The organism is Nocardioides sp. NPDC058538 (assembly GCF_042719275.1).
Taxonomy (GTDB): Bacteria; Actinomycetota; Actinomycetes; order Propionibacteriales; family Nocardioidaceae; genus Nocardioides.
This window is the reverse complement of sequence record NZ_JBHXNY010000041.1, coordinates 11,053-23,106: the sequence shown is the minus strand read 5'-3', so window position 1 is coordinate 23,106 and position 12,054 is coordinate 11,053. Positions and strand designations below refer to the sequence as shown.

10 protein-coding genes, 1 pseudogene and 1 riboswitch are annotated in these 12,054 nt (G+C 71.0%); of the genes and pseudogenes, 9 read left to right on the top strand and 2 right to left on the bottom strand.

What is annotated here, in order from left to right; translation table 11 throughout:
* The first annotated feature begins 16 nt into the window (after positions 1-16).
* The 4 genes from ACFWQC_RS24900 to ACFWQC_RS24885 all read left to right on the top strand — a co-directional run bounded on the left by ACFWQC_RS24900 (position 17) and on the right by ACFWQC_RS24885 (position 4,545).
* Positions 17-1,510, top strand: coding sequence for an aldehyde dehydrogenase (NADP(+)) (locus ACFWQC_RS24900; protein WP_378684368.1), 1,494 nt, complete (start codon positions 17-19; stop codon positions 1,508-1,510).
* The gene (locus ACFWQC_RS24895) at positions 1,507-2,844 is read left to right on the top strand and encodes an enolase C-terminal domain-like protein (protein WP_378684365.1); all 1,338 of its coding nucleotides are present in this window, start codon (positions 1,507-1,509) and stop codon (positions 2,842-2,844) included. The genes ACFWQC_RS24900 and ACFWQC_RS24895 overlap by 4 nt, the downstream gene beginning before the upstream one ends.
* A gap of 7 nt (positions 2,845-2,851) precedes the next feature.
* Positions 2,852-3,646 carry a sulfite exporter TauE/SafE family protein gene (locus ACFWQC_RS24890; protein WP_378684363.1) on the top strand — a complete coding sequence of 265 codons (795 nt, stop codon included), beginning with the start codon at positions 2,852-2,854 and terminating at the stop codon, positions 3,644-3,646.
* A gap of 62 nt (positions 3,647-3,708) precedes the next feature.
* Positions 3,709-4,545 (top strand): ion transporter, encoded by an 837-nt coding sequence (locus ACFWQC_RS24885; protein ID WP_378684360.1) that lies wholly within the window; start codon positions 3,709-3,711, stop codon positions 4,543-4,545.
* Here the strand turns inward: ACFWQC_RS24885 and ACFWQC_RS24880 are convergent.
* Positions 4,531-5,697: an ABC transporter substrate-binding protein gene (locus ACFWQC_RS24880; protein WP_378684358.1), complete on the bottom strand. Its 1,167-nt coding sequence runs from the start codon at positions 5,695-5,697 to the stop codon at positions 4,531-4,533. The genes ACFWQC_RS24885 and ACFWQC_RS24880 overlap by 15 nt on opposite strands.
* A 103-nt stretch (positions 5,698-5,800) precedes the next feature.
* Positions 5,801-6,006: riboswitch (cobalamin riboswitch) on the top strand.
* 55 nt (positions 6,007-6,061) lie between these two features.
* Between ACFWQC_RS24880 and ACFWQC_RS24875 the strand changes: the two are divergent.
* The 5 genes and pseudogenes from ACFWQC_RS24875 to bluB form a co-directional block, all read left to right on the top strand.
* A pseudogene (locus ACFWQC_RS24875) lies at positions 6,062-6,250 on the top strand (nitrite reductase); the annotation flags it as partial.
* Between the two features lie 660 nt (positions 6,251-6,910).
* Positions 6,911-7,564 (top strand): precorrin-8X methylmutase, encoded by a 654-nt coding sequence (locus ACFWQC_RS24870; RefSeq protein WP_378684427.1) that lies wholly within the window; start codon positions 6,911-6,913, stop codon positions 7,562-7,564.
* Positions 7,561-9,228, top strand: coding sequence for a precorrin-3B C(17)-methyltransferase (gene cobJ, locus ACFWQC_RS24865; protein ID WP_378684355.1), 1,668 nt, complete (start codon positions 7,561-7,563; stop codon positions 9,226-9,228). The genes ACFWQC_RS24870 and cobJ overlap by 4 nt, the downstream gene beginning before the upstream one ends.
* A complete protein-coding gene (gene cobM, locus ACFWQC_RS24860; protein WP_378684352.1) occupies positions 9,225-9,974 on the top strand; it encodes a precorrin-4 C(11)-methyltransferase in 750 nt (249 codons plus the stop codon). Before cobJ ends, cobM begins: the two co-directional genes overlap by 4 nt.
* Positions 9,974-10,603: a 5,6-dimethylbenzimidazole synthase gene (gene bluB / locus ACFWQC_RS24855; RefSeq protein ID WP_378684349.1), complete on the top strand. Its 630-nt coding sequence runs from the start codon at positions 9,974-9,976 to the stop codon at positions 10,601-10,603. The genes cobM and bluB overlap by 1 nt, the downstream gene beginning before the upstream one ends.
* 4 nt (positions 10,604-10,607) lie before the next feature.
* Here the strand turns inward: bluB and ACFWQC_RS24850 are convergent, their stop codons facing one another.
* Positions 10,608-11,822: a hypothetical protein gene (locus ACFWQC_RS24850; protein WP_378684346.1), complete on the bottom strand. Its 1,215-nt coding sequence runs from the start codon at positions 11,820-11,822 to the stop codon at positions 10,608-10,610.
* Between the last annotated feature and the right edge of the window lie 232 nt (positions 11,823-12,054).

Genomic DNA, 12,054 nt, shown 5'->3' with positions numbered 1-12,054 from the left:
CGATAGGAAAGGCACCATGAGCTACCGCTCGATCATCGCCGGAGCCGACTCCGAGCAGCCCGACGTCACCGCCGCCACCAGCGCCGCGGCCGCGGCCTTCGCCGGCTACCGCGCCACATCCCCCGAGGCCCGGGCGGACTTCCTCGAAGCCGTCGCCGCCGAGATCGAGGCGGCCCGCGCCGAGATCGTCGAGGCCGCTGTCGCCGAGTCGCACCTGCCCGAGGGCCGGATCAGCGGCGAGGTCGGCCGCACCACCGGCCAGCTCCGGATGTTCGCCGGCGTCGTGCGCCGCGGTGACCACCTGGGCGTACGCATCGACCCGGCCCTTCCGGACCGGACGCCGCTCCCGCGCTCCGACATCCGTCAGCGTCAGATCGCGCTCGGCCCGGTCGCGGTCTTCGGCGCCAGCAACTTCCCGCTCGCCTTCTCCACCGCCGGCGGCGACACCGCCTCGGCGCTGGCTGCCGGCTGCCCCGTCGTGGTCAAGGGCCACCCGGCGCACCCGCTCACCGGCTACCTGGTCGCGCAGGCCATCACCCGCGCGGTCGAGAAGGCCGGGCTGCACGCCGGCACCTTCTCCTTCCTTCTCGACACCGACTTCAAGGGCGGTATCGAGCTCGGCCAGGCCCTGGTCGTCGACCCGCGGATCAAGGCCGTCGGCTTCACCGGCTCCCGCGGCGGCGGGCTGGCGATCGTCGCGGCCGCGGCGGCCCGCCCCGAGCCGATCCCGGTCTACGCCGAGATGTCCTCGATCAACCCCGTCGTCGTCCTCCCCGGGGCGCTCGAGGGTGAGGTCGACGCGCTCGCCACGGCGTACGTCGGCTCGCTGACCCTCGGCTCCGGCCAGTTCTGCACCAACCCCGGGCTGCTCTTCCTCCCGAAGAGCGAGGCGGGCGACGCCTTCCTGGCCGCCGCCGGCCGGGCCACGGCCGAGGCCGTCGGCGCGACCATGCTGACCTCCGGCATCGCCGCCGCCTACGAGAAGGGCACCGCCGCCCTCCGTGCCACCGACGGCGTCACCGTCGTCGGCGCGGGCACCGCCGGGGACACCGACGCCCCCGCGCCCCAGATCGTCGAGGCCGCCCGCCTCGCCGGCGTGACCGACGAGGTCTTCGGCGCCTCCGGCGTCGTGGTCCGCTACGACAGCGTCGAGGACCTGCTGCCCAGCCTGGACTCCCTCGAGGGCCAGCTGACCGCGACCGTCCACGCCACCGACGCCGACAACGACGCGGCCGCCCAGGTCGTCTCCGCGCTCGAGCTCAAGGCCGGACGGATCCTCTTCAACGGCTGGCCCACGGGCGTCGAGGTCGGCCACGCGATGGTCCACGGCGGCCCGTACCCGGCCACCTCCGACTCCCGCAGCACCTCGGTCGGCAGCCTCGCGATCGAGCGCTTCCAGCGCCCGGTCGCCTACCAGGACGTACCTGCCGCCATCCTCCCGGAGGCCGTACGCGACGACAACCCGTGGCACCTCGCCCGCCGGATCGACGGCGAGCTGCAGCTGCCATGACCAACACGACCACTGTGCCCACCATCGCGAAGGTCGAGGTCGTGCCCGTCGCGGGCCACGACTCGATGCTGCTCAACCTCAGCGGCGCGCACGCGCCGTTCTTCACCCGCAACATCGCGATCCTCACCGACTCCGAGGGACGCGAGGGTGTCGGCGAGGTCCCCGGCGGCGATCCGATCCGGCGCACCATCGAGGAGGCCGCCGAGCTGCTCGTGGGGCAGCCCGTCTCCCGCTACCGCAGCCTGCTGCGGCAGGTCGCGGAGCGGTTCGCCGACCGCGACGCCGGTGGTCGCGGAGCCCAGACCTTCGACCTGCGTACGACGGTCCACGCCGTCACCGCGCTGGAGTCCGCGCTCCTCGATCTCGCAGGTCAGGAGCAGGGTGTGCCGGTCGCCGAGCTGCTCGGCGAGGGCCAGCAGCGCGACTCGGTGCCGATGCTCGGCTACCTCTTCTACGTCGGTGACCCCGACAAGACCGACCTGCCCTACCTTCGGGAGCCGGATGCGGCCGACGACTGGGACCGCGTCCGGCGAGAGGTCGCGCTGACCCCCGAGGCGGTCGTACGTCTCGCCGAGGCCGCCCAGGCCCGTTACGGCTTCGCCGACTTCAAGCTCAAGGGCGGCGTCCTCGCCGGTGAGGAGGAGGTCGCCGCGGTGACCGCTCTCCACGAGCGCTTCCCCGAGGCCCGGATCACCCTGGACCCCAATGGTGGCTGGCTGCTCGCCGACGCGGTGCGCCTGCTCGAGGGCAGGGACGACGTGCTCGCGTACGCCGAGGATCCCTGCGGCGCCGAGGGCGGCTACTCGGGCCGCGAGATCATGGCCGAGTTCAAGCGCGCCACCGGGCTGCGGACAGCGACCAACATGATCGCCACCGACTGGCGCCAGATGTCCCACGCGATCCGCACCAACGCCGTCGACATCCCGCTGGCCGACCCGCACTTCTGGACCATGTCGGGCTCGGTCCGCGTCGCCCAGATGTGCCACGACTTCGGACTGACCTGGGGCTCCCACTCCAACAACCACTTCGACGTCTCGCTGGCCATGTTCACCCACGTCGGCGCCGCCGCACCGGGGGAGATCACCGCGCTGGACACCCACTGGATCTGGCAGGACGGCCAGGGTCTGACCGAGTCGCCGCTGGAGATCCGCGACGGTGCCGTCGCGGTGCCGACCGCCCCAGGTCTCGGGATCCGGCTCGACCGCGACCGGGTCGCGGCCGCGCACGAGCTCTACCTCGAGCACGGGCTCGGCGTGCGCGACGACGGCGTCGCCATGCAGTACCTGGTGTCGGGGTGGACCTTCGATCCCAAGCGCCCGTGCCTGGTTCGTTGACCGCCCGGTGAGCGCCGAGCTCGCCTGGCTCCTGCTCGCCGGCATCGGCGCGGGACTGACCGGCTCGGTGGCCGGTCTCGCCTCGCTGGTCAGCTACCCCTCCCTGCTGGCCGCGGGGCTGCCGCCGGTCGTCGCCAACGTCACCAACACGGTGGCCATGTTCGGCGTCACCGGCGGCACCGTCGCCGGCTCGCGCCGCGAGCTGCGCGGCCAAGGCAGAAGGATCGCCTGGCTGGCACTGGCCTCCTTCCTCGGCGGCGGGGTCGGCGCAGCCCTGCTGCTCACCACGCCGGCCGAGGCGTTCGAGACGGTGGTGCCCTGGCTCGTCGGCGGCGGAGCGGTGCTCCTGCTGCTCCGCGACCGGATCCGGTCCTGGGCAGCCGCTCGCGCCGCCGCACGGCCGCCACGGCAGGACTCGTCAACAGGTGTCGAGGGGCGACGTACGCTCGCCCGCGGGTTCGGCTGGGGCGTCATCGTGTTCGTGCTCGGCATCTACGGCGGCTACTTCGGCGCCGGCGTCGGGATCATCGCGCTGGCCGTCCTGGTGCTCGAGCGCACCGAGGCCCTGGCGATCACCAACGCGGTCAAGAACGTCGCCACCGGCGTCGCCAACGGCACCGCTGCGATCGCGTACGTCTTCTTCGCTCCCGTGGACTGGCCCGCCGCGATCGCCCTCGGAGCGGGTGCCGTGATCGGCGGCTTCCTGGGGCCGGCGATCGTCCGGGTCGCCCCCGAGCGCCCGCTGCGCTGGCTGGTCGGTCTGGCCGGCCTCGGGCTCGCGCTGCACCTGGCCACATCCTGACGCGCCGACTCGGCCCGATAGGCTCCGGCCGCTGTCACGGGTCACAGGAGGGCATGACGAGCATGGGTTCGAGCAAGATCTCGGTGCGCGCCCGGGTGCGTGCGCTGGTCGAGGACGACCTCTTCCAGAAGACGATCATCGGGGTGATCATCCTCAACGCGGTGGTCCTCGGTGTGGAGACGGCGGTCCCCGAACACCTCGCCCACGAGCTGGCGCTGCTCGACAGCGTGCTCCTCGGGGTCTTCGTGGTCGAGCTGCTGCTGCGGCTGGTGGCGTACGGACCGAAGTTCTTCCGCGACCCATGGAACATCTTCGACACCGTGATCGTCGCGATCGCGCTGGTGCCGGCCACCGGCCCGATGTCGGTGCTGCGGGCACTGCGGATCCTGCGCGTGCTGCGCCTGGTCAACTCTGTCCCGTCCATGCGTCGCGTCGTCGACGGCCTGATCGCGGCCATGCCCGGGAAGGGCTCGGTCGCGGCGCTGCTGGGGCTGATGATGTACGTCGCGGTGGTCATCTCCACCAACCTCTACGGCTCGATCGCGCCGGAGTACTTCGGCGACCTCGGCACCAGCGCGTTCACGCTGTTCCAGACCATGACCGGCGAGGCCTGGCCCGACATCGCCCGCGAGGTGATGGCCGAGGACCCCTCCGCCTGGATCTTCTTCGTCGTCTTCATCCTGGTGATGACCTTCGCGGTCCTCAACCTCTTCCTCGCCGTGGTCGTCTCCGGCATGGAGAGCGTCGAGACTCTCGCCGAGCACGAGGAGGAGTCCGATGCCGAGATGATGGCCATCCTCACCTCGTTGCGGGAGGACCTCACCGCCGTACGCGAGGAGCTGGCCGCGACTCGGGCGGAGCTGCGGTCGGACTCAGATGTGGGCTCAGCTGCCCGCTGAGGTGATCTCCTGCAGCACCACGTTGCGGGGGCCGTCGGCGGTGCCCTTGACCACCCGCAGGAAGTAGGGCTGGTCGGGGTTGTGGTTGGGATCGAAGGTCCAGTTCCCGCGGGGGCTGACGATGGTGCCGACAGAACCGAGTGAGTCGGCGATCTCGTTGCGGTTGACGTCGTCTGAGAGGTCGAGCGCCTTGTCGAGCGCGGCCGCGGCGTCGTAGGCCTGCACCGAGTAGACCGTCGGGGTGGCGCCATACGCCTTGCGGTAGTCCTTTACGAAGGCGTCGTTCATCAGCGAGTCCATCGCGTCGCTGTAGTGCAGCGCGGTGCGTACGCCGGACGCGGTGCTGCCCAATGCGGACAGCACGTCGCCCTCGGTGAGGAAGCCCGGGCCGTAGAGCCTGGTGCTCTTGGCCAGCCCGGACTCGCGGTACTGCTTCACGAACGCCTCCGCCTCCTTGCCGGCATAGGCGGCGAAGATCGCGTCCGCGCCCGAGTCCTTCGCCTTGTCGAAGGTGCCCGACCACTCCTCGGTCACGCCGGCCGGGGTGTAGCTCTGACCCGCCACACTGCTGCCGGCCGCCTCCAGGGCGATCATGAAGCTGTCGGAGAACTCGTGACCGGCCGCGTCGTCGGACCCGATGACGTACGCCGTGCCTCGGTCGGTCTCCTGGGCGACCGCCTTCCCGAGCGCGCCGCCCAGGTCGGAGTTGGTCGAGGACGTACGCCACACGTAGTCGGAGCCGTCGGCGAGCTCGTCGGCCCCGGCGCCGGTCACGATCAGCGGCGTCTCGCTGTTGTTCGCGACGTCCTTGGCCGCGAGCGCCGTCTCCGAGCTCGCCAACCCGACGACCGCCTGGACCTCGTCGTCCTGGATCAGCCTGCTCACCGAGGCGACGCCGGTCTCGGCCCGGTCGCCCTCGTCGGCCTCGACGACGTCGATCAGCCGGCCGCCGAGCTTCCCGCCGTGCTGGGCGAGGTAGAGGTCGAAGCCCCGGGACATGTCGGTGCCGATCGACTTGTGGACGCCGGAGGTCGGCACCACCAGACCGATCGAGACCTTCGCCTCCGAGGTCGTGGCGCAGGCCGTCAAACCGAGCGCGAGCGCCGGGATGGGCGCGAGAACGAACAGTTGCCGGCGAGCCGAGCCAGTCACGGGAGACTCCATCTGTGGGGTTGGCCTCGGGAGATTTCGAGTAGCCGAACACTGGCACAGACCGCGGCCGGGCGGTGAGCAATTCGGCGCCGTGTCCGCAAGTCGGTAGTCTCGCCCTGCCAGTCGTACTCCATGCCTGATGGGGTCAGGGAACCCGGTGAAAGTCCGGGACTGACGCGCAGCGGTGAGGATGACGGGCGGGGCACGCACTCCTTCCGGGGAGGGCAGCCACTGGAGCCTGGCTCCGGGAAGGCGCTCCGTTCCGATCGATTCCGAGTCCGAAGACCTGCTGGCTCTGGCGGCGCCCGCCGCCAGGTCACCACGTGCCCCGCGCAAGGGCACATGACGCAGAGCAGGTGTCCTGATGGCGCGAGTCCGAACCGACCGGTGCCCTGGAGTCGGTCGCCCATGGACGGCCGAGGACGGCCTGCTGGTGCGGCTGCGCCTGATCGGCGGGTCCGTCTCGTCCGCCGCGCTGCTCTCGCTGATCTCCGTGGCGGAGACCTACGGCGACGGGCGGATCTACCTCACCGGTCGCGCCAACCTGCAGGTGCGCGGCCTGCCGAGTGTCGACGGCGGCCGTTCTGGAAACAACCTGCCGGGCGAGGTGCTCACCGCGCTGAAGGCGACCGGTCTGGTGCCGGCGCAGACCCACGAGCTCGTACGCAACGTGATGGTCTCCCCACAGACCGGGCTCGCCGGGGGACGTGCGGACCTGCGCGGCGTCGCGGCGTCGCTGGACCGGCTGCTGTGCGCCTCGCCGCGGCTGGCCGCGCTGCCGGGCCGGTTCCTCTTCGTGCTCGACGACGGTCGCGGCGACCTGGTCTCGCGGGAGTGCGACCTCGGGCTGGTGGCCCTGTCCGCCGTCGAGGGTCAGCTCCGGGTCGGTGACTCGTGGGGGCCCGTCGTGCCGCTCACCGAGGCCGCGTCCCGGCTGGTCGCGCTCGCCTCGCGCTTCATGGACGTACGCGGCGAGGGGCCGTCCGCGCCCTGGCACGTCGCCGAGCTCGACGCACCGATGGTCGAGCCGGTCGCGGCCGATGCTCGGGTGCCTGCCGTGGTCGAGGAGCTGGGGTTCGGCGAGGTGCCCGGGGGAGAGCATGTCCCCGCTCCCGACGGAGCCCTGGACCGGGCCGCAGTCTCTGCCCTGGCGGAACGGGCACCGGCGGTCGTCGTGACACCGTGGCGCGGCGTACTCGTGCCCTCGCCGCAGGTGCGCCCTCCTCGGCGCTACGACTACATCGACCAGGGGCCGGCGATCTACGTCGACTCCTTCGCGACCATCCGGCGCGAGGCCGACCTCTCCGCGGTGCCGGCCGACGCCGAGCGGCTCGCGGTGCGGATGATCCACGGCAGCGGACAGGTCGATCTCGCCTCCGACCTGGTCATCCACCCCGGCCTGGTGAAGGCCGCGCGGGGCGCGCTGGAGGCCGGGGCGCCGATCCTGTGCGACGCGACGATGGTCGCGACGGGGGTCACCCGCAGCCGGCTCCCGCGCGACAACGAGGTGCACTGCATGCTCGGTGACGACCGGGTCCCGGCGCTCGCGCGCGAGTGGGGAACGACCCGCACCGCCGCCGCGCTGTCCCTGTGGGAGCCCTACCTCGAGGGCGCCGTGGTCGCCATCGGCAACGCCCCGACAGCGCTCTTCCACCTGCTCGAGATGATCCTCGACGGCGGTCCGCGGCCGGCCGCGATCGTCGGCTGCCCGGTCGGCTTCATCGGCGCCGCCGAGTCCAAGGAGGCGCTCGCGTCGTTCGCCGCCGAGCACGGGATCGACATCCCCTTCGTCACCGTCCGGGGCCGCCGCGGCGGCTCCGCGATGACCTCCTCAGCCCTCAACGCACTCGCCCAGGAGCAGGAATGAGCACGGACGTACGCGGGCGGTTCGCCGTTGTCGGCATCGGTCCCGGCGATCCCGAGCTGATCACCCTCAAGGCTGCCCGGCTGATCGGCGCGGCACCCGTGATCGCCTACCACGCCGGGGTGCGCAAGCAGTCCCACGCCCGCCGGATCGCGTCCTCGCTGATCCCTGCGGAGGCGATCGAGGAGGAGCTGCGCTACCCGGTCACCACCGGCACCACCTCGCACCCGGGCGGCTATGTCGGGGCGATGGCCGAGTTCTACGAGTCCTGCGCGGTCCGACTCTCCGCTCACCTCGACGCCGGCCGAGACGTGGTCCTGCTCGCCGAGGGCGACCCGCTCTTCTACGGCTCCTCGATGTATCTCCACGACCGGTTCAAGGAGATCTACGAGACCTCCGTCGTGCCGGGCGTCCCCGCCTTCGCGGCCGCAACCGCTGCCGTCTCGACTCCGCTGGTGCGCCAGACCGACGTGCTCACGGTGCTTCCGGGCACCCTGCCCGAGCCGGAGCTCGCACGTCGCCTGGCCGACACCGAGGCGGCGATCATCATGAAGCTCGGCCGGACCTTCCCTGCGGTCCGTTCCGCGCTCGCGGCTGCCGGGCGGCTCGAGGGTGCCTGGTACGTCGAGCGTGCCTCGCAGCCCGAGGAGCGCTGGCTGCCGGTGGCGGACGTCGACCCCTCATCGGTGCCCTACTTCTCTCTCATCGTCGTGCCCGGCGACTCCCAGCCCTCCGCTGGTCGAGCCCCCGCCGCCTCCGCTGGTCGAGCCGCGAGCGCCAGCGAGCGTGTCGAGACCAACACAGTCCCCTGTGCGCTCGATTCGACCGTGTTGGTCTCGACACGCCTCCGCCTAGCGGCTCCGGCGGCTCGACCAGCGGGGAGGGGGGGCGAGTCTGTCGAGGCGACGCGCGGGGGCGTCTCGACAGACCCGGTCTCCGGGGAGGTGCTCGTCGTCGGGCTGGGGCCGGGACCGGATGGCTGGCTGACGCCCGAGGTCTCAGCCGCGCTGGCGGAGGTGGGCCACGTCGTGGGCTACGCGCCGTACGTCAACCGGGTGCCCCAACGAGAAGGGCTGCGGCGGCACGCCTCGGGCAACACGGTCGAGGTCGACCGCGCCCGGCACGCCCTTGACCTGGCGAAGGCCGGGGAGAAGGTGGCGGTCGTCTCCGGCGGCGATGCCGGGGTCTTCGGGATGGCATCGGCCGTCTTCGAGGCCGCCGAGGACGCGGCCTACGCCGACGTATGCATCCGGGTGCTGCCCGGGGTCAGCGCCGTCCAGGCGGTGGCCGCGCGCGCGGGCGCCCCGGTCGGGGCCGACTTCGCGGTGATGTCCCTCTCCGACCGGCTCAAGCCGTGGTCCGTCGTCGAGGACCGGCTGCGCGCGGTTGCCGCCGCCGACCTGGTGCTGGCCATCTACAACCCGGCCTCGCGCTCGCGCACCGAGCAGATCGGGTTGGCCCGCGACGTACTCCTCGAGCAGCGCAAGCCCGACACCGTCGTCATCGTCGGCCGGGACATCGGCCGGGCCGAGGAGTCGCTGACCGTGACCACCCTCGGCGACCTCGATCCGGCCTCGATCGACATGAAGTGCCTGGTCATCGTGGGCGCGAGCTCGACTCGCGTCACCGAGGCCGGGCAGGTCTGGACGCCGAGGTACGTCCGGTGACCGGCCAGACCGTTCACTTCGTCGGCGCCGGCCCCGGCGCGGCCGACCTGCTCACCGTCCGCGCGACGAGGATGCTCGCCGCCGCTGACGTGGTGCTCTATCCGGGCACCTACCTGGACCCCGAGGTGCTGGCGCACTGCAGCCCCGAGGCCGAGCTGGTCGACACCCAGAAGCTCGACCTGGACCAGATCGTCGGCGAGATCGTCGCCGCCCATCACGCCGGCAAGCAGGTCGTACGCCTCGTCTCCGGCGACCCCTCGGTCTACTCGGCCGTCGCCGAGCAGACCCGGCGCCTCGATGCCGCCGAGGTGCCGTGGGACGTGACTCCCGGGGTGCCGGCCTACGCGGCGGCCGCCGCGCTGGTGGGCCGGGAGCTGACCGTCCCGCTGGTGGCGCAGTCGGTCGTCCTCACCCGGACCCAGGCCCGGTCGACCGCCATGCCGGAGGGGGAGTCGCTGGCCGCGTACGCGGCGACCGGAGCCACGCTCGTGCTCCACCTGGCGATCCGGCGCACCCGCGAGCTGATGGCCGAACTGCTGCCCTACTACGGTCCGCAGTGCCCGGTCGTGGTCGTCTACCGCGCCAGCCAGCCCGGCGAACTGGTGCTGCGCGGGACCGTGTCGACGATCGCCGATGCGGTCGAGGAGGCCGGCCTGCGACAGGCGGCCGTGATCCTCGCGGGGCCGGCGCTGGCCCGCGACGGCGGCGAGTCGTTCCTCTACGACGCGGCCAGGGAGCGTGCCTGATGGAGCTCTACGACGCGATCAACCGCCGTCGCGACACCCGTGCGGAGTTCACCGGCGAGCCGGTTGCTCCCGAGGTGCTCGAGCGGGTGCTGTCGGCCGCGCATGCCGCCCCGAGCGTCGGGATGACCCAGCCCTGGGACTTCGTGCTGGTGCGCTCGCCCGAGAGGCTGTCGGCCTTCCGTGAGCACGTCGCCACCGAGCGAGAGGTCTTCGCCTCCTCGCTGGCGGGGGAGCGCTCCGAGACCTTCTCGAAGATCAAGATCGAGGGGATCTGCGAGTCCGGGCTCGGCGTGGTCGTCGGCTACGACCCGACTCGCGGCGGCTCGGCGGTCCTCGGCCGCCACGCGATCGCCGACGCCGGTCTCTACTCGACCGTCCTCGCCATCCAGAACCTCTGGCTCGCCGCCACCGCCGAGGGCCTCGGCGTCGGCTGGGTCAGCTTCTACCGCGAGGAGTTCCTGCGCGACCTGGTCGGCCTGCCCGACCACGTACGTCCCGTCGCCTGGCTCTGCGTCGGCGCCGTCGCCGACCTCCCCGACGTCCCCGACCTGGAGCGCTTCGGCTGGCGCCACCGCTCCGCCCTCTCCTCGGTGGTCCATGAGGAGAGGTACACAGCAGCGTTGCCCTGATCGGTCACTCACCCTCGCCGTCCGGCAGAGGTGGCCGCTCTGGCACCTCAGGTCCGGGCAGCGGGCACGAAGGTCTAGCTGGCGATCCGCTGCACATGCTGAGGTCTTCCAACGGAACTCGGTTGAAGGCGTTGATCTGGCCTTGGGTGGCACGCACTGGGTTGTTCGGGCCTGAAGCCATAGCACTTACCAGGGGGCTGAGATCATCACCGTTCGTGCCGCAGTTGGCAAAAGACGGAATGTCGATGCCCGTAGACGGCGGGATGGTGCGACCGTTGTCATTTCTATAGTAGGGGCTGTTCAACGGACCCCGTGAGCCCGGATGTAGTCCGTCATAAGCGCCCAAAGGACCGCCGTTGTTGGCGTTGTAGCTCCCGCGGGCAAAATCTCCCCAGAGATACAGCTCAGCCGGGTGTTTCGTCCGGCACCGCGGACCGAGATCGACCGGCACTCCGTCAACTTCAAGGTCACTGAGCTGGATGAAGACCTTGCCGTTCACTAGCGCGGACGCCCCTGGAATGTCGCTCGGCCGCGGAGCGCACCCCGACGCCGCAGCCGGCCTGGACCACAGATGGACCATCAACGGCTGGACCTTGCCGCCGACCGGCGGGACGGAAATCGTCAGCGTTGCTGTGGCAGGGATGGTGCCGAAGGCGACCAGGTGGACCTTGTCTTCGGTGACGATCCCCACCTCGGCACCACCGCCCTCGATTGGCTTGATCGGGTACATCGGGTGCCGAAAGTAGGACGTCGGCCACTGTGTACTTGGATCCTCTGTCGCGCACGACGGTTGGTAAAATGGGTCGGGGAGGCAGGCAACTTTTCTAACGCAACTTGGCCCTACGTATCCCGTCGGATTCTCGATCGGATTGTTGAACTCCCCGTAATACATGGCCGCCCAGATCGGACGAGCTGTGATGGACATCTTCGAGCGCCGAGCGACTGCGTTTTGTGAAGCGGTGACGGTGCCTTCGGTGATGCTGATCGACCGGGGGGTGGGAAGGTCGCTGAATCCCGGCAGGCCCGCGGCCGGGTCGTCCGCGATCAACGCCTTCAGTTCCGGTATCGGAGCTTTCACATTGCTCTTGGTGGCACTTTGCGGATCGGCTTCGGGGTCGCCCGTGGCCGGACCGGTGGGGAGAGCCAGGAAGGTAGTTGCCAGCAATAGGACGCCGACGGTCGCTCGGCCGGCGCGTGCTCCGAGGCGGGGAATGCGCATGAAGAGTTCCTCACGGTGGTCGGGTCCGGCGAGGGGCCGTACGGGTGTCCGCCCCCAGTCAAGTCCTAGGGTGTGGCGCTCGCCACATGTTCGATGAGCGTTGGGCTCGGAATCGGCGAAAGTTGTCACGCGCGTGACAACATTAGCGCGACACCTAAAAAACGCTGATCAGGGGGTTTTGTTAGTCACGCCCGGGTTAGCCCACGTGGCGCAAACGCAGATTGGAACGTAG